At 62.3% G+C, this 24,474-nt stretch carries 18 protein-coding genes, 1 tRNA gene and 3 pseudogenes; 12 read left to right on the top strand and 10 right to left on the bottom strand.

The window, feature by feature from the left end; genetic code table 11:
• Positions 1 to 92: 92 nt before the first annotated feature.
• Both CDI09_RS10950 and CDI09_RS10945 read left to right on the top strand, forming a co-directional pair.
• Positions 93 to 749: pseudogene (locus CDI09_RS10950) on the top strand (hypothetical protein); the annotation flags it as partial.
• 71 nt (positions 750 to 820) lie between these two features.
• Positions 821 to 1,435, top strand: a complete 615-nt coding sequence (locus CDI09_RS10945) for a hypothetical protein (protein ID WP_078527845.1) — start codon at positions 821 to 823, stop codon at positions 1,433 to 1,435.
• Positions 1,436 to 1,580: 145 nt separating this feature from the next.
• On the opposite strand, the pseudogene CDI09_RS10940 reads toward CDI09_RS10945, so the two are convergent.
• From CDI09_RS10940 to CDI09_RS10925, 5 genes and pseudogenes are all read right to left on the bottom strand, one after another.
• Positions 1,581 to 1,740, bottom strand: a pseudogene (locus CDI09_RS10940) (ATP-binding protein); the annotation flags it as partial.
• 193 nt (positions 1,741 to 1,933) lie between these two features.
• Positions 1,934 to 2,140, bottom strand: a complete 207-nt coding sequence (locus CDI09_RS18980; RefSeq protein WP_408884495.1) for a transposase — start codon at positions 2,138 to 2,140, stop codon at positions 1,934 to 1,936.
• Positions 2,092 to 2,520 carry an IS5 family transposase gene (locus CDI09_RS18450; protein ID WP_078525342.1) on the bottom strand — a complete coding sequence of 143 codons (429 nt, stop codon included), beginning with the start codon at positions 2,518 to 2,520 and terminating at the stop codon, positions 2,092 to 2,094. The genes CDI09_RS18980 and CDI09_RS18450 overlap by 49 nt, the downstream gene beginning before the upstream one ends.
• A gap of 158 nt (positions 2,521 to 2,678) precedes the next feature.
• Positions 2,679 to 3,723, bottom strand: a pseudogene (galE, locus tag CDI09_RS10930) (UDP-glucose 4-epimerase GalE).
• A gap of 452 nt (positions 3,724 to 4,175) precedes the next feature.
• Positions 4,176 to 5,075, bottom strand: a complete 900-nt coding sequence (locus CDI09_RS10925; protein ID WP_408884494.1) for a glycosyltransferase family 2 protein — start codon at positions 5,073 to 5,075, stop codon at positions 4,176 to 4,178.
• A 463-nt stretch (positions 5,076 to 5,538) separates the two neighbouring features.
• Between CDI09_RS10925 and CDI09_RS10920 the strand changes: the two genes are divergently transcribed.
• From CDI09_RS10920 to CDI09_RS10895, 6 genes are all read left to right on the top strand, one after another.
• Positions 5,539 to 7,782 carry a peptidase domain-containing ABC transporter gene (locus tag CDI09_RS10920; protein WP_078525338.1) on the top strand — a complete coding sequence of 748 codons (2,244 nt, stop codon included), beginning with the start codon at positions 5,539 to 5,541 and terminating at the stop codon, positions 7,780 to 7,782.
• Complete coding sequence (locus CDI09_RS10915) at positions 7,779 to 9,233, top strand: HlyD family type I secretion periplasmic adaptor subunit (protein ID WP_078525336.1); 1,455 nt, start codon at positions 7,779 to 7,781, stop codon at positions 9,231 to 9,233. The genes CDI09_RS10920 and CDI09_RS10915 overlap by 4 nt, the downstream gene beginning before the upstream one ends.
• 11 nt (positions 9,234 to 9,244) lie before the next feature.
• Complete coding sequence (locus CDI09_RS10910) at positions 9,245 to 10,990, top strand: tetratricopeptide repeat protein (RefSeq protein ID WP_078525334.1); 1,746 nt, start codon at positions 9,245 to 9,247, stop codon at positions 10,988 to 10,990.
• Positions 10,987 to 13,932: a glycosyltransferase gene (locus CDI09_RS10905; protein ID WP_249034019.1), complete on the top strand. Its 2,946-nt coding sequence runs from the start codon at positions 10,987 to 10,989 to the stop codon at positions 13,930 to 13,932. Before CDI09_RS10910 ends, CDI09_RS10905 begins: the two co-directional genes overlap by 4 nt.
• A 79-nt stretch (positions 13,933 to 14,011) precedes the next feature.
• The gene (locus CDI09_RS10900) at positions 14,012 to 15,208 is read left to right on the top strand and encodes a hypothetical protein (RefSeq protein ID WP_146220872.1); all 1,197 of its coding nucleotides are present in this window, start codon (positions 14,012 to 14,014) and stop codon (positions 15,206 to 15,208) included.
• 28 nt (positions 15,209 to 15,236) lie between these two features.
• Positions 15,237 to 16,484 (top strand): glycosyltransferase family 4 protein, encoded by a 1,248-nt coding sequence (locus CDI09_RS10895; RefSeq protein ID WP_078525332.1) that lies wholly within the window; start codon positions 15,237 to 15,239, stop codon positions 16,482 to 16,484.
• Positions 16,485 to 16,585: 101 nt separating this feature from the next.
• On the opposite strand, the gene ppa is transcribed toward CDI09_RS10895, so the two are convergent.
• Positions 16,586 to 17,113 (bottom strand): inorganic diphosphatase, encoded by a 528-nt coding sequence (gene ppa / locus CDI09_RS10890; protein WP_061272287.1) that lies wholly within the window; start codon positions 17,111 to 17,113, stop codon positions 16,586 to 16,588.
• Positions 17,114 to 17,376: 263 nt separating this feature from the next.
• Here ppa and CDI09_RS10885 point away from each other — a divergent pair.
• The 4 genes from CDI09_RS10885 to CDI09_RS10870 all read left to right on the top strand — a co-directional run bounded on the left by CDI09_RS10885 (position 17,377) and on the right by CDI09_RS10870 (position 21,013).
• Positions 17,377 to 17,450 (top strand) — tRNA-Ile (locus tag CDI09_RS10885).
• Positions 17,451 to 17,551: 101 nt separating this feature from the next.
• Positions 17,552 to 19,231: an energy-dependent translational throttle protein EttA gene (ettA, locus tag CDI09_RS10880; protein WP_078525330.1), complete on the top strand. Its 1,680-nt coding sequence runs from the start codon at positions 17,552 to 17,554 to the stop codon at positions 19,229 to 19,231.
• Between the two features lie 75 nt (positions 19,232 to 19,306).
• Positions 19,307 to 19,837, top strand: coding sequence for a GNAT family N-acetyltransferase (locus CDI09_RS10875; protein ID WP_078525328.1), 531 nt, complete (start codon positions 19,307 to 19,309; stop codon positions 19,835 to 19,837).
• A 192-nt stretch (positions 19,838 to 20,029) separates the two neighbouring features.
• On the top strand, positions 20,030 to 21,013 hold the full coding sequence (locus CDI09_RS10870) for an isoaspartyl peptidase/L-asparaginase family protein (protein WP_078525326.1): 984 nt from the start codon (positions 20,030 to 20,032) through the stop codon (positions 21,011 to 21,013).
• A gap of 67 nt (positions 21,014 to 21,080) precedes the next feature.
• Here the strand turns inward: CDI09_RS10870 and CDI09_RS10865 are convergent, their stop codons facing one another.
• The 4 genes from CDI09_RS10865 to CDI09_RS10850 all read right to left on the bottom strand — a co-directional run bounded on the left by CDI09_RS10865 (position 21,081) and on the right by CDI09_RS10850 (position 24,294).
• Positions 21,081 to 21,356, bottom strand: coding sequence for a hypothetical protein (locus tag CDI09_RS10865; RefSeq protein ID WP_078525324.1), 276 nt, complete (start codon positions 21,354 to 21,356; stop codon positions 21,081 to 21,083).
• A 17-nt stretch (positions 21,357 to 21,373) separates the two neighbouring features.
• Positions 21,374 to 22,456, bottom strand: coding sequence for a hypothetical protein (locus CDI09_RS10860; RefSeq protein ID WP_078525322.1), 1,083 nt, complete (start codon positions 22,454 to 22,456; stop codon positions 21,374 to 21,376).
• A 470-nt stretch (positions 22,457 to 22,926) separates the two neighbouring features.
• A complete protein-coding gene (locus CDI09_RS10855) occupies positions 22,927 to 23,541 on the bottom strand; it encodes an MlaC/ttg2D family ABC transporter substrate-binding protein (RefSeq protein WP_078525321.1) in 615 nt (204 codons plus the stop codon).
• Positions 23,542 to 23,559: 18 nt separating this feature from the next.
• Positions 23,560 to 24,294 (bottom strand): MlaA family lipoprotein, encoded by a 735-nt coding sequence (locus CDI09_RS10850; protein WP_236944667.1) that lies wholly within the window; start codon positions 24,292 to 24,294, stop codon positions 23,560 to 23,562.
• Between the last annotated feature and the right edge of the window lie 180 nt (positions 24,295 to 24,474).

The following is a 24,474-nucleotide window of genomic DNA, read 5'->3' as shown; positions in this document are numbered from 1 at the left end:
AAGATACGGCTGGGATCGGTCAAACGGGATGAAGCGGCTCATCGCGACACTCTACAGCCTTACCCCTTCACAGGGTACCCCAACCCGACAGGCTGCTAGGCGACTGCACGGCGGCGGGCATAGGCAACCATATCCGCGCCACCGCAGCACTTGCGGGCTATCAGGTGGCGGTGGATACGCCTGATGCCGTGCGGTTCTACGCGCTTTCCACCGGCTATGTGCCCGGCCACCCGGCCACGGATCATGGCGGAGTGGAAGTGGATGTGCTGACCATAGCCCTGCAGCAGGGCTACGCGCTGGCACGCCAGACCCTGTTCCCGCTATGGGGCACGCTGGAGCCTGCGGACCTGAACGCAATCCGTAACGTAACAGCGGGGCTGTCGGCAGCCTATCTGGGCGTGCAGCTTGCCGTGGCGGATATGTGGACCGACACCGCAGGCAATCCGCCGCCGCTATGGGATACACCCACGCCTGCGGAGCGCGGCGACCCTACGCCCGGCAGCGCGGGCGGCCACTGCCTGCTGTTATGGGATTATACCGGCACAGCCGATACGGATGTGGTGACGCTACTGACATGGGGCATGCGGCAGAAGGCAACATGGCGCTGGGTGCGCTCTCGCATCATGGAAGCCCACGGCCTGGCCTGGCGGCAACTGCTGCCTGCGGGCGTGCTGAGCCCCACCCATCAGGACTGGGATGCCCTGGTCAGCGCCAATGAAGCCTATCTGGCAGGGGCCGGGATAGGGTGAATTTGAAAAAAAAGACGGCACCCAGGACCTTCTGTTTTTTTCAATGCAGCATCCGGGATCTGCACCAGATCATGAAATTACTTCCGCATTTACTGTTTCTCGCGGTGTGCCTGTGGGGCTGCGCACATGACAGGCCCGTGCAGACAACCATTCCCGCCGCCATGGCCGGGCTTGAAACCACGCTGGGGCAGGCGGGCATTGTGTCCGTCTCGCACCCGGCTGACTGGGCACCGGCGCAGGCCACGCGCTTTGCCGCCGCCATCCGCGCCGCACAGTGCCGCCAGCACGTGGCGGACCCCGTTATCGGCGCGATTGTGGGGGATGTGACGCTCCAGCTATCAGGCAGTTTTACGCATGGGGGGCAGTTCACCGTGGGCGCGCTGACGGCCTCACCCACCTTTGGTCTTGCGGCGGATGCAAGCCGGACCACCAGCCAGCAGGTCAGCCTGCCGGTCTCCTACGCGACGCTGTCCTCCATGCCGGAAGTGGAAATGGCGCGGCAGGCGACTTATGAAACCACCCTGCTTGGCCAGAACGACGCCATACGCCACACCGAGGCCATGCGCCTGCTTGCCGAGCGCGACGCCTTGCGGCACGTAACGGATGGGCTGATCCATTCATGGCGGGCGGATGACTGCACGCCTGCCCCGCAGCCGCTGCGGCCTTTTGCCACGCTGCGCCGATAGGGGACGGTTTGAAAAAGTGGACCTTCTAATACGCTGAAATCATAAAAGTTTTTGGTGAAGTTTTTTTCAAAAAGCTTCAGAAGATGTCACTTTTTGGAGTCTGTTGGGAATTATCTTGAATTGATGATTGTGCCAATGAGATAGATCATGGCTGCAAATGTATTGATTTGCACTGAGAACTGACCCGGGTTTTCATCGCGGCAGAACTGGCGCGGAACCTGTGGCTGTCATTTCCTGTCTCGAGGATATGACAGTGATGGGGTCAGCCGATCGAAGAGCGCCGTTGTTATCTTCGGGTCACCAAAAAATTTTATGATTTCAGGATATTATTGGGCCTGACTATTTCAAATAGCCTCCAAGAAAGGCGAGGAACGATTTTCTTGTCTTGTCATAGCGTCTGGCGATACGTCGGAACAGCTTCAGTTTGTTGAACATCCGCTCGATACGGTTGCGATCCCGATAACGACGGAAGTCGCAGGGAATATCCTCTGTACGATTTTAACGCGGTGGGATAACAGGAAGAATGCCTCGAAAAAGCAGGCTCTCCCGTATCCTGTCACTATCATACCCCTTATCGGCCAGAAATCGGCGCGGTGTCACGACCGGCAGGTCCATCAGGGCATCAGCGCCGGAATAATCAGAAATTTCGCCACCCGTCAGGCCGAAGCCGAGAGGGCGGCCCTGACCGTCAGCGCGGGCGTGGATCCTGCTCGTAAAGCCGCCGCGGCTTCGACCAGAACCTTTCTTGTGAGTGCCCCTTTTGCGCCAGCCGCCTGGCTGTGAGCCCGAACGACCGTGCTGGCGATCATGTGCTGCCAGTCATCGGTCAGACCGAGTTCAACCAGCGTTTCCAACAGAGCGTCCCAGACGCCCTGTTCTGCCCATCGACGGAACCGCACATAGACCGAGTTCCATTTTCCATAGCGCTCATGCATGCCCCGCCACGGACAACCAACTCGCAGGACATAAAGCATTCCATTGAGAAACAGACGGTTATCCTGCGCAGGTCGTGACCAGCGGCCACGTTCAGGCGGCAGCAGGCCACCAATGATCGCCCATTCCTCCTCCGTCAGGTCGCCACGCATCCACAGGTCTCCGTAAAGACCAGCGTTGAATCACGTTCAGGCCAGTCTGAGGAGACCTTTTGTCAACAGAACCTGGGCAACTTCGTGAGCCTGCTAGCAATATGCAACTGTATTCTGTTTGTCATGTATTGCTGAAAAAACAGGAACGGGCTTTATTGTCAGTATGTGCCAACGCCGTGTTTCATAAGCATTACATTTTCATGGCCTGATAGTGGTTCGCTATCATACCCATGGGGATGACGTTTCGCGCCAGCGCAGGGCCGTTTCCACAATGCTGTCAATGTCGTGATATTGCGGGTTCCAGCCCGTTTCCTGCCGGATGTGGGAGGAATCTGCGACCAGAATAGCGGGATCGCCCGGGCGGCGGTCTGCCCATTCCCACGGTATCTTCCGGCCACTGACCCGTTCCACGCTCTGGACGATTTCCAGATTGCTGAATCCCTTGCCGTTGCCAAGATTATAGGTGACGGAAGCGCGTTCCAGCTGGTCGATCACCCGGATATGGGCATCGGCCAGATCCGTGACATGAACATAATCCCGGACACAGGTTCCATCAGGCGTATGATAATCATTGCCAAATATCCTGAGCATGGGACGCAGGCCAAGGGCGGTATCAATGGTGAGGGGAATAAGGTGCGTTTCCGGCCGGTGATCTTCACCCAGGCGACCAAGCGGGTCAGCCCCCGCAGCATTGAAATACCGCAGGCACGCACTGCGCATTCCACAGATACGGTCTGCCCATATCAGTGCGCGCTCAATAAAATATTTGCTATCGCCATAAGGCGAACTGGGGTCGATTATGGCGTTGTCCGCGATCGATCCGCAATGCTTTTCCCCATTGAACAGCGCCGCGGTAGAGGAAAACACAAAGCGTTTGACGCCGTGCTGCGTACAGGCCTCAATCAGATTGAGGGAATTGATCGTATTCTGGCCCAGATAATAAAAAGGGCGTTCAACCGATTCACTGACAGAGGAAAGGGCGGCGAAATGAAACACCACATCCCAGTTTTCCTGGCTGACAGCATGCCGTGTTGCCCGTGCATCCGCGAGATCAATATTCCAGAAACGCACGCCGGGCGGCACTGCCGCGAGGTGCCCCGTGCTCAGGTTGTCGAGGATAACGACTTCATGTCCTGCGTCCAGTAGGCTGATGATAACATGGCTACCTACATAACCCGCGCCACCTGTAACAAGACATTTCATTTCAGTTATATGCTTTCTTGATGAATGCGATAACAATCACATAAATTCTTTAGCAGCCATGCCTCTCCCTCATGGGTAGCCTGATGCATATGTTAAGGCAGTAAGAGTCCTTTTGGAAATTCAAGGACTGGCATCTGCTATGGGCTCACCCTTCCCTTTGGCGATATGGATCGTGGCGCGTGCCATATCAATGCACGATTCGCAACCCCTACTATGTGATTCAATCGAATCATTCAGCAAAGCATCCGTTCGGCTCTCCTGTTAACACGGCCATGCGTTTGAACATCAGCCTTAATTTAAAAGAGAAGGCTGTCTTCATCAACCGCAAACGACCCCGGATACAATCTGATTCTGGCAGGCTCGGCGCGAAGGCAAGATACAGGCGTCTGTGCCACCTGTTCAGCCTGGCATGGTGGCATGGGCCTTGATCGGGGCCTGAACAGGTAAGTGTATTACGCAGGCGCTGAAGGATGGTTTACCGGGAAGCCTTCTTTTCTTTCTATGTGGTAGCGGGGGCGTTCCTTGGTCTCGAGATATATTTTTCCCACATATTCCCCGACAATTCCCAAAGACAGCATCTGCAGGCCTGTCATGAAGAAAAGCACGATAATGACCAGCGACCAGCCGGATACATAGCCCTCTAGCATCCAGTATGCGATTGCGCACAGAACGAGCAGGACCGAAATGGCGCCGATTCCCGCACCCACAAATGTAATCAGCCTGAGGGGGCTGACTGTCATGGACGTGATGCCCTCCATGGCCAGGGCAATCATTTTCCGTAAAGGATACTTGGAAATGCCGGCCTTGCGTTCCTTGCGGTCGTAAAAAACTTCTTCTGCCGGAAAGCCGACGAGGGGCACAAGGCCGCGAATGTAGATGTTGCGTTCATGATATTCCAGCAGGGCCGCGCAGGCACGCTGGCTGAGCAGGCGGAAATCCGCATGATTGAAAACCTGCTTCACACCCATAAAGGTCATCATGCGGTAGAAGAGTTCCGCTGTCGTGCGCTTGAAGGCCGTATCGGTCTGGCGGGAGGCCCGCACGCCATAAACGACTTCATGTCCAGCCATATAAGACTGCACCATCCTGCCGATGGCGTTGATGTCATCCTGCAGGTCGGCGTCGATGCTGACAATGGCATCGGCCTGCGTCGCGTTGGCCAGGCCCGCCAGAAGTGCCGCCTGGTGGCCCTTGTTGCATGAGAGCTTGAGGCCACGGACAAAGGAGTGTTCTTTTGCGGCCGCACTGATCTGCTGCCATGTATCATCCCGGCTGCCATCGTCAACGAACAGGATGTAACTTTCCGCCTGTACCAGGTTCTGCCGGATCATGTCATTCAGATAATCCCCCATTTCGCGCAGGCAGAAGGGGAAAACTTCTGACTCATTATAACACGGGATGACAATGGCAAGACGCGGAGCGGGGTTGGGCTTCAGGTTCATATATTTGTATATCTATAACGATGGAGGGGAATATATAAATAAAAATGATTGACTTTTGTATATGCATTTAATTGTGCGGAAAGTCAAAAAATAATCTGGTCATGGACCGCCATCCGTCTGGTCCCCTCAGCACATGCAGGTCCGGCTGTATCCGCCACACAGGCAGGAGATGCGGGGCGCGGAGCGTGCATGAACGGAACATGAAGGGCAGGGCAGTGTTCTGTCTCCGCAACCCGCACGCATGACACGACATAGCCGTAGCTGGCCGGGTATTTTATCGGTGCGGCAAAATGGAAGTGTTAAGGAACTTTTTGCTTTCTGTCCCTACCTTTGGCCCCATCAATAGACAGAGCGTGCAACGCAAAGGGGTGCCGTGGGCCATCCAGACCAAGCAGGTGATGGCGTCGGGGGGCAGGCCGCGCCACGGCGCGCGCCGGAACTGATCCGCCTGCAGGCCGTGCTGTGTGCGGCGCGCTTTCATGGCATTGACCTCGACGTGCGCGATTTTGCCGCGGAGGAGGGCGAGGCAGCCCCCTCCATTCCCGCCCTGGCGCGCTGGGTGGAGGAAAACGGCGGCACGGCACGGGGCATGCGCCTGCAATGGGCCGACCTCGTGCGCCTGCGTGACGTGCCGCCGGTGGTGCTCATGTTTGCCGATGGCTCGGCGGGGCTCATGGTCGGCGTGGATGAAGCGGGTGGCGTGGTCTGGCTGGCCGATCCTTTCGCCAGCCCCGATACGCCGCCGGTGGCAGTCGATGCCCTGCGGCTTGAAGCCGTGTGGACGGGCGACGTGCTGCTGGTGCGCGGGCAGCGTGACAGCACGCGCCCCGAACCCCCGGTCGATTTCGCGTGGCTGCGCCGCCTCGTGCTGGGCGAGCGCAGGCTGCTGCGTGATGTGGTGCTGTCCTCCATGGTCATCAGCGTGCTGGCCATCTTCCCGCCGCTCATCGTCATGCAGGTGATCGACCGGGTGGTGACCTTCCATTCCATGGCCACCCTGGTCTCGCTCACCGGTCTTGTCGTGGTCATGGCGGTGTATGAAATCCTGCTCACCCACGCGCGGCGCGAGATCACGCTGGTACTGACCACGCGGCTGGACACGCGCATCTCGCTTGCGGTGTTCGACCGGCTGCTGGCCCTGCCGCTGGAGTTTTTCGAGCGCGAGCAGGCAGGCAACATCATTGGCCGCATCAGCGCCATCTACAAGGTGCGGCAGTTCATGACCGGCAAGCTGCTGGGCACCTTCCTCGACCTGTTCACCCTGCTGGTGGTGCTGCCCTTCCTGTTCTGGCTCAGCACCGCGCTGGCATGGATGACCGTGGTGAGTGCCGCGCTGATCGGTGTCATCATCCTGCTGGCCATGCCCACCGTGGGGCGGCTGATCAACCGGCAGGTCCGCGCCGAGATGGCCCGCAGCGCAGCACTGTATGAAACGGTGGCCGGCATCCGCACCGTCAAGACACTTGCGCTCGAGCCGGTGCGCCGCGCGGTGTGGGATGAAAAGACCGCCGATGTCGTCACCGCCTCGCTCGATGCCGGGCGCATGGGCAACTGGGTGGGCACGGCGGTCATGCCACTCGACCTGTTCATCAATCGCGGCATTATCCTCATCGGGGCATATATGGCCATTACCTCCACCACGTCGGGCATGGAGGCGGGCGCGCTGATGGCGTTCATGATGCTGGGCGGCCGCGTGGCCTCGCCGCTGGTGGGCATGGCCCGCCTGATCGATGACTTCAACGAGGTGCGTGCCGCACTGGCCGAGACCGGCTCCGTCCTCAACCGCCCGACCGAGACCCGTGCGCTCACCACCGGCCTGCGCCCGCCGCTGCACGGGGCGCTGTCGTTCAGCAATGTGTGCTTTACCTATCCCGGCGCCGCCGCGCCTGCGCTTGATGACATTACTTTCAGCGTGCCTGCGGGCACCATGCTGGGGCTGGTGGGGCGCAGCGGTTCGGGCAAGTCCACCATCACGCGCCTGCTGCAGGGGGTGAGCCGCAGCTATACCGGTCATCTGCGGCTTGATGGCATCGACCTGCGCGAGATCAACCTGACCTATCTGCGCCGCTCATGCGGCGTGGTGCTGCAGGACAACTTCCTGTTTCGCGGCACCATCCGCGACAACATCATCGCCGGTCGCCCGGGCCTGACGCTCGAGGATGTGGTGCGTGCCGCCCGCCTTGCGGGGGCGGAGGAATTCATCGAGCGCATGCCCGCAGGCTTCGATACCTGGATCGAGGAGGGCTCGACCAACATTTCCGGCGGCCAGCGCCAGCGCCTTGCCATTGCGCGCGCGGTGATCTCCGACCCCAAGCTCATGATCCTTGATGAAGCCACCTCCGCGCTCGACCCCGAGAGCGAGGCGGTGGTCAACGCCAACCTGCGCCACCTCGCGCGCGGGCGCACCATGGTGATCGTGTCGCACCGGCTGGCCTCGCTGGTGGAATGCCACCAGATCTGCGTGCTTGACCACGGGCGTGTCGTCGATATCGGCACGCATGCCGAACTGCTGGCGCGCTGCACCATCTACCGCACGCTGTGGATGCAGCAGAACAACCTGCCCGAAACCGGTGACAACGCCGCAGCGCTTGCCACTATCCAGGGCGATGCAGCATGAGCGGGCAGGCGCTGATCCCCCCGCCTGATGCGCAGGGCGGCCCTGCGGAAGGAGCGATCCTGTCGGTGCTGCCTCCGCCCACGGCGGATGTGCCAACCGACCTGCCACCCGCGCTGCTGTCCTTTTATTCGCCAAGTGCGGCACTGGTTGGCCTGCCACCATCGGATGCGGCGCGTTACGTGGTCTGGCTGATCGCGGCACTGGCGGGGGCGGCGCTTCTGGTCATGACCTTCCTGCCACTTGACCGGGTGGTGAGCGTAAACGGCAGGCTGACCCCGTTTGACGAGACGATGGTCATCCAGCCACTCGAAACCGCGATCATCCGCTCGATCGACGTGCATGAGGGCGACAGCGTGCGCAAGGGGCAGGTGCTGGCCCGTCTCGACCCCACCATGACCGATGCTGATGTGACCAACCTGCACCGGCAGGTCATGGCCTATCGCGCCGAGGTGGCCCGCCGCACCGCCGAGGCCGCGGGCCAGCTTTACAGGGCGGATGTCAATGACCCCGCTTCCGTGCAGGAGGCGGCGGCCTTTTTGCGGCGTGAAGCTGAATACACGGCCCAGATGGCCAATTACGACCGGCAGATCGCGGGGCTGAAAAGTGAGTTGCAGGGCTATGAGGCCAGTGCCGCGATGTATGCCGCCCGCGCCCGCGTGGCGCGTGATGTGCAGGACATGCGCATGCGCCTGCAGCACGAGCAGGTGGGCAGCAGGCTTTCCACGCTCGCGGCGCAGGACAGCCTGATGGAGGTGGTGCGCTCGCAGGTTTCCGCCCGGCACGAGGCGGACAGCACGCGCGCCCGCCTTGACGGCATGGTGGCGCAGCGTGATGGCTATGCCAGCAACTGGCACGCCACCGTGTATCAGGATCTTGCCCTGGCGCAGCACCGTCTGGCCGATGCCGAGGGCAGTTACAGCAAGGCCATGCTGCACCACGACCTTGTCATCATGCGTGCCGAGCGTGATGCGGTGGTGCTGAGCATCGCCCATCTTTCCGCAGGTTCGGTCATACAGGCCGCCAGCCCTCTCATGACACTGGTGCCCGCTGCCGCCCGGCTTGATGTCGAGGCCACGCTGCGCGGGGTGGATGCGGGTTATGTGCGCGCGGGCGATCATGCGCTGCTCAAATTCTCGGCCTTCCCCTACACGCAATACGGCGGGGGCGACGCCACGGTGCGCGTTATCAGCCCCGATGCGTTTACCGATGCATCAGGCCACGCAGGCGGCAGCGGCGCGCAGACGGGTGATGAGGATGGCGATCCGATGAACGCTTTCTACCGCGTGCGCCTGTCCATCGACCGTTATACCCTGCATGGCGTGCCGCCCTTCTTCCATCCGCAGCCCGGCATGCCGGTGGAGGCGGATATCCATATCGGGCGGCGCACCATGATGCAGTATCTGCTCAACCGCCTGCTGCCTGCCGTGACCGACGGCATGCGTGAACCCTGAGCGGGGGCAGGATGTACAAGCTGCTTTCGCGCTGGCGCGAGGGATTCTCCGCGCAGGGCCGCCTGCAGCGGGCCAGAAACTGGCTGGAGCAGGAAGGCCGCGCCCCGCAGGGTTTCGCCCTGCTGGGCAGACTGGCGCAGGATGGCATGGTGGCGGCGCAGTACCAGGTGGCCCGCGCCTATCTTGAAGGCCAGGGCGTGCCGCGCAGCCCGACCGAGGGTGTGCGCTGGATGCACCGCGCCGCAACCGCCGGACATGCCGAAGCCTGTTTTGCCATGGCGCTCATGCTGCTGGTTGACCCGCCGGATGGCAGGGGGGGCGATGGCCTGCTGCCCACGGCCCTACCCGCAGGCATCGAGTGCTGGCCCGATCCTGTTGCTGCAACCGGGTGGGCAGGGCGTGCGGCCACTCTTGGCCTGCCCGATGCGCAGGCGCTCTATGGCTATCTGCTGGCCTGCGGGCCTGACAGCGTGCGTGATGTGCAGGCGGCGCGCCTTTGGTGCGCGCGCGCGGCGCAGGCGGGGTGCCCGCAGGGTGATCTGGGGCTGGCGGTGGCCCATCTGGCGGTAGAGGCGCCGGGCACCGACCCCGATGCAGTGGCAGCGCTGAACCGGGCGGCGGAAAGCGGCCTGCCCACCGCGCAATACATGCTGGGCCTGTTGCACGAGCGGGGCTGGGGTATGACGCGTGACACGGGTCAGGCCGCGCTGTGGTACGGGCGGGCGGCCGCACAGGGCGTGCGCCCCGCGCAGGCCCGCTATGGCGCGTTGCTGCTGCATGACCGGGCGGATGGCCCGCGCAATATGCTGATGGCCGAGACATGGCTGCGCCGCGCGGCCCTTGGCGGCGACCGCGAGGCCGCCGCCCTGCTGGGCGACCTGCATGCACGCGGCGAGGCGGCGATTCCCGCCGATCATGAAGCCGTTGCGTGGTACCGCATGGCAGCAAGGCAGGATCATGCGCTGGCCTGCCGCATGCTGGCCGTGCTGTACCGGCAGGGGCGCGGCGTGGCGGCTGACCCTGAACTGGCCCGCCAGTGGCTGGAACGCGCGGCGGAACTTGGTGACGTAACCGCCATGAGCGACCTCGCCGCCCCCCTGCTGGCGGGCAGGGCGGAACAGGCCACCACCACCCCCGCACTGGTTGATTTTGAACCGGCGGCACAGGCGGGTGATCCGGTGGCCATCTTCAACCTCGCGGTCAGCCTGCATGCCGGCGTGGGGCGACCCGTGGACCGCGCGGCGGCAGCCCTGTGGATGGAACGCGCTGCCCGCGCGGGTGTGGTCAATGCCGCTTACTGGCATGGCCGCATGTTGCTGGAGGGCGATGGTGTGGCGGCTGATCCCGCGCGCGCGCGGCAATGGCTGGAGCAGGCGGCGGCGCAGGGCCTGCCCGAGGCCTGTCTTGTCGCAGCCCAGCTCCGGCTGGAGGGGCGCGGCGGCCCGCGCGACCATGCGGGGGCGCTGGCGCTGTATCACAAGGCCGCCGCTGCTGGCCGGGCGGAGGCCATGTTCTCCCTCGGTGCGCTGTATGGCGGCGGCCACGACGTCACGCCCGACCGGTCGCAGGCGCTGCACTGGTTCATGCAGGGGGCCGTGGCGGGCCACGCGCTGGCGCAGCTTATGGCGGGGCGCTATCTGGCGCGCGGACTGGCCGGGCCTGTGGACCGCGCACAGGCCCGTCACTGGCTGGAACAGGCCAGCGCACAGGGGCTGGATGCGGCACGGGCCGAATGCGCGCAACTGGCGGGCGGATGACCCGACGCGTGCCCCACACGGCACCTGACAACGTGCCGGAGGTGGAGGTCAGTGCCGCCATGCGGCAGGCATGGCGGCATGCGGCGGGCGGCCGGCACGGGCAGGCCGTAGCGTGGATGGCGCGTGCGGGCCGCATGGCCTCGGGTGACCGGGCAGTCCGCTTCGCGCAGGCGGCGGTGCTGCTGGGCGCGGGGCAGGCGGCACAGGCCGCGCACGCGGTTGAGCAGGTCATGGCGGCACAGGAATTCCGCGCAGGGCTGAAACTGCTGGTGCTGGCCCTGTGCGGGGCCGGGGCATGGAGCCGTGCGGCGGCGGCACTTGAACGGTTTTTCATCCGTTATGGTTTCGATCCCGATCTGTGCCGCGCGGCGGCGCTGGTGTGCCAGCGCACGGGGCGGCCCGGCTGGTGCGCGCCAGCGCCCGATGGCGTGCTCCATTGGGGAGGGCTACCCGCAGGCGAGGTGCCCGACATGGCGCTTGATGGCCAGCCCTGCGCCCTGCCGCCGGGCGGTAGCGCGGTGCTTCCCCCCTACTGGCGGCATGTGCGTGAGATCAGGGTGCGCCATGCGGGTACAGTGCTGCTGGGTGGCCGCCCCGCCCCTGTGGCGCTGGGCGCAACGCTGGGGGCGATGTGGCCCGATGACCATGGCCTTGCGGGCTGGGCGCTCTTGCCCGCAAGGCCCGATCATCGCCCCGAACTGCACCTGATCGACGCCCGTGGCAGGCGCAGCCTCACGCTCGGGCGCGGCAGGGTGGGCCGACACGACAGCGCGGCTGGTCCCGGCCTGCCGGTGTGGACGTTTCATGTGCCGTGGCAGGCTCTGGCAGCAGGCGGCAGCGTGCGGGTCGTGCGCCCTGACGGGCAGGATGTAACCGGCTCGCCCCTGCCCATAGGGTTGCCCGCCGCCCGGCCCGTATTTCCCGCCATGCGGGGCCATGGCGCGGCGCCGGTGCGCGTGCCAGCCGCTGCTCCACGCTGCCGAGTGGTGATTCCCGTCTATGCCGACCGGGCCAGCACGCTGGCCTGTATCGACAGCGTGCTGGCCAGCCTTGATGCTCCGGCGCGTTACGCCACGGACATCATGGTCGTGGATGACGCCACGCCGGACCCTGACCTTGCCAGCGCGCTGGACGACCTTGCTGCGGGCGGACGTATTCATCTGCGCCGCCATGCGCGCAATCAGGGCTACCCGGCCGCGATCTGCACCGCGCTGGCGGATGCACGGAGCGATGACGTGGTGCTGCTCAACAGCGACACATTGGTGGCGCCGGGCTGGCTGGAGGAGATGCGGCACGTGGCCTATGCCCGTGCCGATACGGGCACCGTCTCGCCGCTTTCAAACGATGCGACCATCCTGACATGGCCCGACCCCGCGCATCCCGCCCCGCTGGTGGGTGGGCCTGCGGCGGTGCGGCGGCTGATGGCCGCCGCCCGCCGCGCCAATGGCGGGCAGGATGTGGAGATTCCTACCGCGCACGGGTTCTGCATGTTTATCCGCCACGACTGCCTGCGCCAGACCGGCACTTTCCGCCCCGAACTGTTTGGCCGTGGCTATGGCGAGGAAAATGATTTCTGCATGCGTGCCCGCCTTGGCGGCTGGCGGCACCGGGCGGCGGTGGGGGTGTTCGTGGGGCATGTGGGGGGCGTGTCGTTCGGTGGTGCGCGCGCTGACCTGCTGCGGCGCAATATCTGGATTCTGAACCGGCTCTTTCCCGGTTATGACGCGCTGGTGGCGGCCCATATTGCCGCTGACCCGCTGCGGGCGGCGCGGCACAGGCTGTCGGTGCTGGTGTGGTGCCGGGGCGTGGTGGCGGCAGGACTGGTGGGGGCGGTGCTGCTGGTCAGCCATGGCGAAGGCGGCGGCGTGGCCCGCGTGGTGCGGGCGCGGGCGCGGCACTGGCTGGCGGCGGGACGACTGCCGGTGGTGCTGGACCCGGCCCCCGACGGATTCGTGCTGCGTGATGGCAGGCCCGAGGCCGGCTGGCCTGATCTGCATTTTGCATGGCCTGCCCACGAACCGGCCCTTGTCGCCCTGCTGCGCGGGCTGGGCGTGGCGCAGATCGAGATCCATCATCAACTGGGCCACGATACGCGTGCGCGCGCCTTATGCCGCGTGCTGGCGCTGCCCTATGATTACTATGTGCATGACTATGCCGGGCTATGCCCGCGTGTGACGCTGGTGGGGCCAGCGGGGCGCTATTGTGGCGAGCCGGATGGCGCGGGATGCGCGGCCTGCGTGGCCGTGCTCGGCTCGGTGGTGGGGGAGCGCGACGTGACGCGCCTGCGCCGTGAGACCGCGCGCGAACTGGCCGGTGCGCGGCGGGTGATCGTGCCCTCGGCGGAGGTTGCGCTGCGGCTGGGCCGGTATTTTCCGCACGTTACGCCCCATGTGCATGCGCTGGAGGATGACGGCCCCACGCAGTCCCTGCCGCAATTTGCCGCGCGGGATGCAACGCCCGCCGCCACTGACCTGCCCCCACGCAATGAGCGCTGCCGGGTAGTGATCGTGGGGGGGATCGGGGTGGAGAAAGGCCATGCCATCGTGCTCGCTGCGGCACGGGATGCGCGGGCGCGCGATCTGCCGCTGGAATTTGTGGTGGTGGGCCACACGGCGGATGACGCCGCCTTGATGGAAACGGGCCGCGTGTTCGTGACCGGCCATTATGACGAGGCGGATGGTCTGGCGCTGGTGCGGGGCTGCGCGGGCGATGTGGGCTTTATGCCCGCGCTATGGCCCGAGACATGGTGCTTCACGCTCACGCTGCTGTGGCGGGCGGGGCTGCGGGCCGTGGCGTTTGATATCGGCACCGTGGCGCAGCGCATCCGGGCCACGGGGCGGGGGGCGTGCGTGCCGCTGGGGCTGCCTGTTCACCAATTGAATACGTTTTTGCTGTCTTATGCACGGGCCGGGTATGACGTGAGCCGCCCGGTGTGTTCCTGACCACTCCCAAGAGGCCCGCCTTGACCTATTCCGCCCCTGTCCGTGCGTCCGTACCGTCCTTTTTGTGGGCGGGGCGGTCATGATGCAGACCGCAAGCGAACCAGCCTCCATGGCAAAGCCCGATACCGTGCAGGCCAAGGCACGGCTCATGCGGCTCGAAGCGGGTCTGTACTGCCTGTTTCATGCCGCCCTGTCTGCCCCCATGTCCTTCGGGAAGCTGACAGGCATGCGCGTCAGCACGCCGCCGGGAAGCGATGGGGTGCGGGTCAGCACGTTTGATGCGCAGGGCTGGATCGGGGCGAGTGCTGGGGCCGCCCTGGTCATGGTGCCCGCAGGCGGGGGGGCGGTGCTGGTCACGACCTATCACGAGCACGATGCGCCCGGTGAACTGCCTGCCCTGCAGATTGTCCGCCTCGGCAGTCCGGCTGCGGCCCGTCCCGCTGCAAGCCAGCCGGCACGGGTGGCGCAGGCCGCACCCGCTCCGGCAGCGGGGAGCATGATTGCCCATATCCAGCACCGGGGCGATGTGCAGGCAGACCTGGGGGCATGGATGGGGGAGAGCGGGAGCGGACACTGGCTGGAGGGGTTTGCCATCCAGCCCGCTCCCGGTGTTGCGCCAGCCGATCTCGAATATCAGGCCATACTGGGGCAGGACTGGTTCTCGCCGTGGGTGAGCGGGGGCGCGTATTGTGGCAGCCGGGGCATGGCGCTGCCCCTGCTTGGCCTGCGCGTGCGGCTGAAAGGGGCGGCGGCTCAGGCCTGTGAATGCCAGGTGGAGGCCAGCTTTACCGATGGCAGCCGGATCGGGCCGGTGGTCGATGCGCCGGTCATGGCCGCGACACAGGCTCCGCTTGAGGCCTTTCGTGTGGTGGTGCGCCCCCGGGTTGTGGCTGAAGCGGTCATTTCCGCGCCACCACCGGTTGATGACCATTCGGTTGATGACCGTGTGGAAGCGCAGTTGCTCGATGCGCTGTCCCCGCCGGTGGCCCCGGCGGCGCCTGTGGCGCGGGTCAGGCGGGGCAGGCGTGTTCCGCCCCAGCGGCCCGGCAGGATGCCCCTTGCCGCAGGAGAGCAGGAGGTCGTGGAGACCGTACGTGACGCTGCACCGCCTGAAGAAACGCAGCGGAAGGATTCAGGGCGGGCACAGGCCAGCCCGGATCAGCCCGTGCCCTGGTGGCACCGCAAACCCGGCAGCGCCACGGCGGCTTCGCCCGGCCGCTCGCCCCGTCGTGGTGGGGCAACGCCGCGCAGGTCCCGCGTGCTGGCCGGTTCATGACCGCAGGCAGCGGGCGCGGGGGGCTTGCATGAAATATCTGTTCGTGCACCAGAATTTTCCGGCCCAGTTCCTTCACCTGCTGCGCGACCTGCGGGGGCAGGGCGGCAACGAGATCATTTTCATCAGCGAATCAGGGACTTCCCACATGGCAGGCGTGCGCCGGGTGTCCTACCGCCTGCCACCCGCGCCGGAACTGGCCGCGCCGGGGCCGGTGGCGGAACTCGCACGCGCCATGCAGCGTGCGGCGGCCGTGGCGCAGGCGGCGCGCACGCTGCGGGATCTGGGTTATGTGCCTGACATCATCATCGGCCACCATGGCTGGGGCGAGATGCTGGACCTGCCCGATGTGTATCCCGGCGTGCCGCTGCTGGGCTATTATGAGTTCTTCTATCACCCCACCGGGTTGGATGTGGGGTTTGATCCTGAATTCCCCCCGCCCGTCGATGTGGCACCCCTGATCCGGGCGCGCAATACACTCAACCTTCTGGCCCTGGCCCTGCCGGGATGGGGGCATACGCCCACGCGTTTCCAGCACGCGACCTATCCTGACTGGGCGCGCCCGCGCCTGACCCTGCTGCCTGAAGGAGTGGATTTGCAAGAATGCGCCCCGGACCCGCAGGCCCGCCTGCGTCCCTTCACGTTGGGCAATGCGGTGGTGCAGCCCGGCGAGAAACTGGTCACCTATGTTGCGCGTGACCTTGAGCCGTACCGGGGGTTTCATGTGTTCATGCGCGCGCTGCCCCATATCCTGCGGGCGCGACCCGATGTGCGGGTGGTGCTGGTGGGTGGCGACGGGGTCAGCTATGGCGCCCCCGCGCTGGGTGGGCAGACATGGCGGCAGCATATGCTGGCCGAGCTTGGCGGCGTGCTGGACATGCGGCGCGTGCATTTCGCGGGGCGGGTAAAATATGATGACTTCCGCCGCCTGCTTCAGCGATCGGACGCGCATGTCTATCTGACATACCCGTTCGTGGCGTCATGGTCCCTGCGTGAGGCCATGGCCTGCGGCTGTGCGATCGTGGGTAGCCAGACCGCGCCGGTAGAGGAATTTTTGCAAGATGGCCGCACCGCGCGGCTTGTGCCCTTCCTCGCGCCACGGCGCATTGCGCAGGGCGTGGTGGAACTGCTGGAGGATGAAAGGCTGGCGACAAGACTGCGGGCCAATGTCCGCGCCCATGCCGTAAAAACGCTGGCCATGCAGGACTACATGGCGGGCTACCACCGGCTGATTGGAGAACTCACCCACGGTGGCAGCCGGCTGACCAATGCCGCCTGATAAAGACGATAAAAGTTTCTGGGTGCCGCCTTTTTTCAAAAAGGCGGCGTTTTTCGAAGCTTTCTGAAAAAAAACTTCACCAAAAACTTTTATCGGCCATCTTACTTGCCAGCGACGGCCTTGACGGATTCAAGGATCACTTCGCCTGCAACCTTCTTGTCGGCCCAGCCTGCAACCTTGACCCACTTGCCCTTTTCGAGGTCCTTGTAGCGGGTGAAGAAGTGCTCGATCTCCTTCAGCACGATCTCTGGCAGATCCTCGAGCTTTTCCACGTTGGAATAGTACGGGTGCACCTTGTCGTGCGGCACGCAGATGATCTTTTCGTCCTGGCCGCTCTCGTCTTCCATGCGCAGCACGCCGATGGGGCGCGCACGCACCACAACGCCCGGCACGACGGCGGCGGGCATCAGCACGAGCGCATCGGTCGGGTCGCCATCGGCGGCCAGCGTGTTGGGAATGAAGCCATAGGCCGCCGGATAGACCATGGGCGTGAACAGGATGCGGTCCACCACCAGCGCGCCGCTATCCTTGTCGATTTCGTACTTGACGCCTGAACCCTGCGGAATTTCGATCACGACGTTGATGTCGTTGGGTACGTCCTTGCCGGGGGAAATCTTCGATACATCCATTGCTGTTCAGGCCTCCTGCTGCCTGTCATATGCGTTAAGGGCTGCCCCGGAGCGGGGCGGCATGAATTAACGGGGAATGACGGTATATCTCCCCGCGTTTCCTGTGCAAGTCATGTTCCGTGACAGGGGGGGGCACCATGAGCCAGATCATGAACCTGTTTTTTTTATGGCGATATCGTCTGTGCCACGGAAAAAATTACGCACAAAAAGGCATGTTGATCTTGCCAAAACCCGCGACATGCGCGAGATCAGGGGCTGCCTGCGCGCCCGTAGCTCAATTGGTTAGAGCGGGCCGCTCATAACGGCTTGGTTGCGGGTTCAAGTCCTGCCGGGCGCAGGCTTTTGAGCACGCGGCACGGTGGCCATGGGCCGATGCACCCCCACGCCGTGCGGTGGGTGATTTGCCATTTTCTTTCAGTTTATCAGGAGCCGACCGTCATGGCCGCCACGCAATATGTCTATGTGATGAAGGACCTGACCAAGGCGTATCCGGGTGGGCGTGAGGTCTTCAAGGGCATTACCCTGTCCTTCCTGCCCGGCGTCAAGATCGGTGTGCTCGGCGTCAACGGCGCCGGTAAATCGACGCTGCTCAAGATCATGGCGGGCGTGGAAAAGGAATTCGGTGGCGAGGCCTGGGCCGCCGAGGGCGCGCGCGTGGGCTACCTCGAACAGGAGCCCAAGCTCGACGAGAGCCTGACGGTTGGCGAGAACGTGGCGCTGGGCTTTGGCCCGCTGAAAAAGGCCGTGGACCGCTTCAACGAGATCTCGATGAAGTTCGCCGAGCCCATGTCCGATGACGAGATGAACACCCTGCTGGCCGAACAGGCCGAACTGCAGGAAGTGATTGACGCGGGCGATGGCTGGGAACTCGACCGCAAGCTCGAGATCGCACTCGAGGCCCTGCGCTGCCCGCCGGCCGACAGCCCCGTTGAAAAGCTCTCCGGTGGTGAGCGCCGCCGCGTGGCGCTGTGCCGCCTGCTGCTTGAAAAGCCCGACCTGCTGCTGCTCGATGAACCGACCAACCACCTTGATGCCGAGAGCGTATCATGGCTGGAAAAGACGCTGCGTGATTACGAAGGCACCGTGATGGTCATTACTCATGACCGTTACTTCCTCGATAACGTCACCAACTGGATTCTCGAACTCGAGCGTGGCCGTGGCTATCCGTTCGAGGGCAACTACTCCTCCTGGCTGACCCAGAAGCGCAAGCGCCTGGCGCAGGAGGAAAAGGAAGAGAGCGCCCGCCAGCGCGCCCTTGCCGCCGAGCAGGAATGGATCGGCTCCTCGCCCAAGGCCCGCCAGGCCAAGAGCAAGTCGCGTATCGCGCGCTATGAGGAAATGCTGGCCCAGAACAACGAGAAGGCGAATGGCGTTGCCGATATCGTCATTCCGCCCGGGCCGCGCCTTGGCAGCACGGTGATCGAGGCCGAGGACCTGCGCAAGGGCTTTGGCAACCGCCTGCTGATCGATGACCTGAACTTCAAGCTGCCGCCGGGCGGCATCGTAGGCGTGATCGGGCCGAACGGCGCGGGCAAGTCCACCCTGTTCAAGATGATTATGGGGCAGGAAACACCCGATAGCGGCAAACTTGTCATTGGTGACACGGTCAAGCTTGGCTATGTGGACCAGTCGCGCTTCAGCCTTGATGACGACAAGACCGTGTGGGAGGAAATCTCCGGCGGGACCGACGTGATCTACCTTGGCAAGCGGGCCGTGCCGTCGCGCGCCTATGTGGGGGCTTTCAACTTCAAGGGCGCGGACCAGCAGAAGAAGGTGGGCGTGCTCTCGGGTGGTGAGCGCAACCGCGTGCATCTGGCCAAGATGCTGCGGCAGGAAAGCAATGTGATCCTGCTCGATGAGCCGACCAACGACCTTGATGTCGATACGCTGCGCGCGCTGGAGGATGCCCTGGCCGAATTCGCGGGCTGCGCGGTCATCATCAGCCATGATCGCTGGTTCCTTGACCGTCTGGCCACCCATATCCTTGCCTTTGAGGGCGACAGCCACGTGGAATGGTTCGAGGGTAACTTCCAGGCCTATGAGGAAGACAAGCGCCGCCGCCTTGGCCCGGATGCGACCGAGCCGAGCCGCATCAAGTATCGCCCCATCGAGCGCTGATTCTATTTGCCATCGGCCCCATTATCTGCCTTCAATAAAGGCCGGGTTTTACGCACCGGCCCTGGGGAGGCAGTAATGGGATGTCGATGTCACATACAGACAGGCCACCTGCAGCTTGATCCGGTCTCATGGACCGACCTTGAGGACGTGGTGCGGCTGAAAGCCAGCGCTGGCGTGACCGGGCGGCTGGCTGGCGGCGTATGCAACCGCGTGCTGAGCGAGCAGGATATGCTGACCGACCTCATGACATGGGGCCGTGAGGGCGTGGGCATGTTTACCGTGCGTCAGCAGGGCCGTTTTATCGGGCTGGCAGGTGTGCAGCCTTCTACCACCGCGCCTGACTGCCATGAATTACAGTTCACCATGGTCGCGGATGTGCGTGATACGGCGCTATCACGCGAGGCGACAACCACGGCGCTGGCCTTTGCGCATGATGGTGGGGTGAGTCGGGTCATCGCCTATGTGCGTGAACATGACATCGTGGCCCGGCAGGTTTTTGGCGGCGCGGGCATGAGCGTGTGCACGGATCAGCCTGAACGCTGCGGGCCGGATATCCTGCTCTATCACAGCCTGCGGGGCGCGCCCTTACGGGCCAGCCTGCATTAGGGCTGGCCTGAAAAGCCAGCATGGGTAGTGTCTGGCGCGGCTTTTTTCATAAAGCTTCAGGCGCGATCTTGTTCAGGCATTCCAATCCGGTCAATTTTTCAAACGACGTTCCGGCTGCGTACGGAAGAAATCGTTTTTTATCCGTATTGTTTCTATAAACTCGTCTCCTTGATTCTCTGGGGAGATTGACGGGTGAAAATACTTTCTGCAGCGCTGGCCTGCCTGCTGTGTTCCGTGGCGGTATCGGCCCATGCGGCTGATCCGGTGCTGGTCATTCATGGTGGGGCAGGCGTGATCCGCAAGGATATGACGCCCGCGCGTGAAAAAGCGGTTACGGCAGCCCTTAAACGCGCATTGCGCACCGGTTATGCCAGGCTGAAAACCGGCAGGCCCGCGGTCGAGGCCGTTGAAGCCGCCGTGCAGGTGCTTGAGGACAATCCGGAATTCAACGCAGGCAAGGGTGCGGTTTTCACGCATGATGGCCATAACGAGATGGATGCCGCGATCATGGATGGCGCGACATTGCAGGCCGGGGCCATTGCGGGTGTTACGCATGTGCGCAACCCCATAGCGCTGGCGGCTGCTGTCATGGCGCATTCGCCCCATGTGTTTCTGATTGGCGATGGGGCGGAAGCCTTTGCCAGAACGCAGGGCGTGGCCCTGGTTGATGCTGCCTATTTTCGCACTGACCGGCGCTGGGCGCAGTTACAGGCGGCGCTGGAAAAAGACCGGCAGAAGCAGGCGCAGGAAGCCGATACCCATCATGGCACGGTGGGCGCCGTGGCGCTTGATCGCAACGGGCATCTGGCGGCAGCGACCTCAACGGGCGGCCTGACGGACAAGATGTGGGGCCGCGTTGGCGATTCGCCCATCATCGGTGCGGGCACATACGCCAATGCAGGCTGCGCCATGTCGGGCACGGGCTGGGGCGAATATTACATCCGCACGGTGGCGGCCCATGAAATCTGCATGCGGGTGACGATGATGCACCAGCCACTGGCCCAGGCGGCTGATGATGTCATCAACCACGAAATTCCTGCCCTTGGCGGTGATGGCGGCGCGATTTTGGTGGATGACAGGGGTAATATCGCTATGCCTTTCAACACGGATGGCATGTACCGGGGCTGGATCACGCATGATGGCGTGGCCCATGTCGCCATTCTCAAGGGATCCTGATGGCTTTCTGAAGCCGTCTGGCGTCCTCCGTTCTTCGTGGGGGAACAGACGGTTTCAGGTCATATATTTATGATGGCGACCCGGATGATTGTGGCAGGACACATTTCTTCTGCTTGCCCTGACAGATATCCCTGAACCGCCAGGGCTCCATATCCGGATGGGCCTGCCTGAATTCATAGTAATCGTACAGCTCCCTGTAATGGTAATCTGTATCTTCTGTATTTTTATTTATAAAGTAATCCATGTAATTTTTACTGACGGTCGGGTGCATGGCTTTATAAAGAACAAAAAAATCAAATAAAGCAATGAGTATTGCAATGGGAATAATCAATTTGTTTGACATGGTGATGCCGCTCCCGCCTAATGTATGTAATGTGAATCGTTAAACCACATTGCTGAAACGATTATGTTCAGAACAAAAAGACCCAGAACAGCATAATTGGTGAATTTTTTACTTTTATGGTCAAATATCCGGGTGAAAATCATAACAAATAAAGGGTTGCCCATGATGTATCGGTGTAGTGATTCGAGGCCGGAACTGATGGCGCACAGGAACGTGACTGTCAGGATCGATGTTTCCAGGTACATCCGCTTTTTAAAGCCGTAATATAGGAAGAACATATCGATAAAAGCCGAGATCAGCCCGTTGATCCGGTGCCCATGCGTAATGGCGTCCATGAGCCACAGACCGGGAAACTTGAACTCACGCCCCCAACTGCGCTCCAGGTGCGAGAAGGCCAGCGCATCACCGCTCAGATAATAGAGATAGAGCATATAGGCAGACAGCCCCAGGCTGCCCGCCATGATGGAAAAGCCCCCGTTTAAAAAATCATTCAGATTTCGTGCCCTGATCGCCTCAACCATGAGATAGCCCCCGCATGTGCCCACCAGCATGATGCCCGTGGGGCGGGTGAGGGTGGCAAGGAAAGAACACAGGAAGAGCGGTATGTATTTTTTCTCTTTTGCAAAATAAACGATGCAGATCGTTATGAGCGCATAAATACATTCAGAATATTGAACTTTGCACCATAGGGAGAATGGTGACAGACAGAGCAGTAATATAAATAAAATATATTTTTGGCTATCAACAAATTTCTTGTAATATAGTGCTGCGAACGCCACCATGAAAAAGAATAGTGTCTGGTTGAGCAGCAGCGCCGCGCCTTCGGCAGTCAGGCCCGTCAGATATTTCAGGCCAGCGGCAAGGCTGGGAAAAAGCGGGAAAAATGGCCATGCAGCCATGCCTATATGGCGAAGCGACAGATAGGTATCGGTCTGGTAGCCATGCAGGATGATGTCCCTGTACCACATACAGTCCCATTTGCAGGTACTATAGGTGAGACCACCAAAAGGAATTGTTTCAAGATCAAAGATCGCAAGCGAGAAGGCCGCTATAATAAACGAAAAAAAGAGAAGTTTATTCGCTTTCAGAATTTTTTTCATCTTGGCGTTCTCTTTGTTTTGATAGTGATATAAAAATAATTTCTTTTTATATGGGTATAGTCGTCATGTATTGGGTTGCGCCATGTTGTTTTGAATAAATGGTTCAGGCATCGCCCGTCGCCCCGTTATGCTGGCAGGACAGAATGGCACGGTGTTCCGGCAATGGTGAAAAATTCCCTGATCTCATGAAGCTACAGATACAATACTATGCATAAGGCTAATTTATGGAGAGGGAATCTGGGTACACTTTCCGCGTCATCGCAAAAAATACTGGCCCCGAAATCCCCTGCAACATGGGCAGCAGGCTTCATGTATCGTGCCCTGTAGTGGCCCCCCTGTGGCCTGTTGCCTATCCGGTTGGAAAATGATGGGGACAGGGCATTTGCCAGCAGGGGGAGCAGGTGGTCATCATCATTAAAAAAGCCTGCACGAAACCGGCTTTTTCATGACACGCCCGTTACAGGGTGCAATCAGTGATGGTTGGCGATCTGCTTGTCGAGCGCACGCAGCAGGGCATCCACGTTGCCGCCATTGCGCGCGATGAAGGAGCCGTAATCCTGCCGCTGCGTCAGGCGCAGGCTTGCGCCTTCACCCACCACGTCCACCACCTTGGGGCTGCCGCTGGCGGTGCTGATGATCCACTGCGTATCGGCACCCGGCTGGCCAGGGCGGTTGATGACGGTGGACACGGCCGTGTCATCACCCGAAGGTGCGCTTGAGCCCACCACGAAGGTCACGCCGCGGTAGTCGCCAATCTTGTCGGTAATGGCGTTGACCAGCACCTGATGGAACAGCTTGATGTAGCGGGTCTGCTGGTCCGGGGTGGCGGTGCGCCAGTAGCGGCCAAGGCAGTAGCGGCCGATGGCGTCAACATCCACATACTGTTCGAGCAGGGGCAGGATGTCCTGCTTTTTCTTTTCCAGCGAGATGTCGCTGTTGACCACGCCAACGAGTTTGCTGCCAAACATGGTGACGAAGGAACGGGCCTGCGCGCCGGCATCAACCGCCCATGCTGAAGCAACAGGCATGGTGGCGAGTGTTGCCAGCAGGGCCAGTGCGTGGCGACGGGGGATGAATCTCTGCATCGCTGTGTCCCTTTTTGGTTATTTCGTGTGGTACCAGTCAGGCACGGTGGCCCGGTGGTCGTTCTTGATGGCTTCCGCCATGGCCTTGCGCTGCTGCTGGTAGGCGCTGCGGATGGTGGCGTAGGGATCGAGCGAATCCTTCATCACCTGGTCAAGCGCATCGACATTGGTGGCCATGCCGTTGATGGTACCCATGATGTTATAGGCCCAGTTGAAGGTCAGCAGCCCGTAGCCACGTGGCACGTAGTTCCATGGCGAGAGGCCCACATCGATGCCGTAGCCCACGCCGTCACGGAAGGAGGACGGACCCAGCACCGGCAGGAACAGGTATGGACCCGAAGGCACGCCCCATGTGGCCAGCGTCAGGCCGGCATCGTTGTCATGGTGCTTGTAGCCTGCGTAGTTCGCCACATCGATCAGCCCGCCAATGCCCACGGTCATGTTGATGCACCAGCGCACGAAGGCATCACCCGCGCGGCGGGGGCGGCCCGCGCCCACGTCGTTAAAGAACACCACAGGCTCGTTCATGGTCTGGTACAGGCCGCCAAACGCGTTGCGCAGCGGGCGCGGCACGGCCCAGATATAGGCCTTGGCCACCGGGCGCAGGGTGTATTTGTTGGCCCACATGGTCAGGCCGAAGGCCTTGCGGTTCAGCTTTTCGTAGCGGTCGTTGGCTTCCTTGTATTCAGCCAGTGCGTCCGGGTCGGTGGGCGGCGGGGCCGCGCATGAGGCAAGCCCCAGCAGGCCCAGCATCACCCCCACGACGCGCAGCGCCGGACGACGCGGGGACGGGAACGGGCGGGACGACCAAGAATTCGATCCTGTCTCTGCGCGCATACTCGTTTCCGCTTCCCTCTGTCTTTGCGTCACCGTCATGCTGGCATGGCGGGGTGGCCCAATGTGTTTGCAAGAATCCTGAACCGGGCGATGCCG

This window comes from Komagataeibacter nataicola (assembly GCF_003207795.1).
In the GTDB taxonomy this organism is placed as follows: domain Bacteria; phylum Pseudomonadota; class Alphaproteobacteria; order Acetobacterales; family Acetobacteraceae; genus Komagataeibacter; species Komagataeibacter nataicola.
This window is presented reverse-complemented; position numbering and strand designations above follow the sequence as displayed.

What these genes read in the sequence shown, in the direction of transcription:
- CDI09_RS10945 (WP_078527845.1), top strand. Translation starts at nt 821, where the DNA reads ATGAAATTACTTCCGCATTTACTGTTTCTCGCGGTGTGCCTGTGGGGC.
- CDI09_RS18450 (WP_078525342.1), bottom strand. Translation starts at nt 2,520, where the DNA reads ATGCGTGGCGACCTGACGGAGGAGGAATGGGCGATCATTGGTGGCCTG.
- CDI09_RS10925 (WP_408884494.1), bottom strand. Translation starts at nt 5,075, where the DNA reads ATGGGGGATTATCTGAATGACATGATCCGGCAGAACCTGGTACAGGCG.
- CDI09_RS10915 (WP_078525336.1), top strand. Translation starts at nt 7,779, where the DNA reads ATGAGCGGGCAGGCGCTGATCCCCCCGCCTGATGCGCAGGGCGGCCCT.
- CDI09_RS10910 (WP_078525334.1), top strand. Translation starts at nt 9,245, where the DNA reads ATGTACAAGCTGCTTTCGCGCTGGCGCGAGGGATTCTCCGCGCAGGGC.
- CDI09_RS10905 (WP_249034019.1), top strand. Translation starts at nt 10,987, where the DNA reads ATGACCCGACGCGTGCCCCACACGGCACCTGACAACGTGCCGGAGGTG.
- CDI09_RS10900 (WP_146220872.1), top strand. Translation starts at nt 14,012, where the DNA reads ATGATGCAGACCGCAAGCGAACCAGCCTCCATGGCAAAGCCCGATACC.
- CDI09_RS10895 (WP_078525332.1), top strand. Translation starts at nt 15,237, where the DNA reads ATGAAATATCTGTTCGTGCACCAGAATTTTCCGGCCCAGTTCCTTCAC.
- ppa (WP_061272287.1), bottom strand. Translation starts at nt 17,113, where the DNA reads ATGGATGTATCGAAGATTTCCCCCGGCAAGGACGTACCCAACGACATC.
- ettA (WP_078525330.1), top strand. Translation starts at nt 17,552, where the DNA reads ATGGCCGCCACGCAATATGTCTATGTGATGAAGGACCTGACCAAGGCG.
- CDI09_RS10875 (WP_078525328.1), top strand. Translation starts at nt 19,307, where the DNA reads ATGGGATGTCGATGTCACATACAGACAGGCCACCTGCAGCTTGATCCG.
- CDI09_RS10865 (WP_078525324.1), bottom strand. Translation starts at nt 21,356, where the DNA reads ATGTCAAACAAATTGATTATTCCCATTGCAATACTCATTGCTTTATTT.
- CDI09_RS10860 (WP_078525322.1), bottom strand. Translation starts at nt 22,456, where the DNA reads ATGAAAAAAATTCTGAAAGCGAATAAACTTCTCTTTTTTTCGTTTATT.
- CDI09_RS10855 (WP_078525321.1), bottom strand. Translation starts at nt 23,541, where the DNA reads ATGCAGAGATTCATCCCCCGTCGCCACGCACTGGCCCTGCTGGCAACA.
- CDI09_RS10850 (WP_236944667.1), bottom strand. Translation starts at nt 24,294, where the DNA reads ATGCTGGGCCTGCTGGGGCTTGCCTCATGCGCGGCCCCGCCGCCCACC.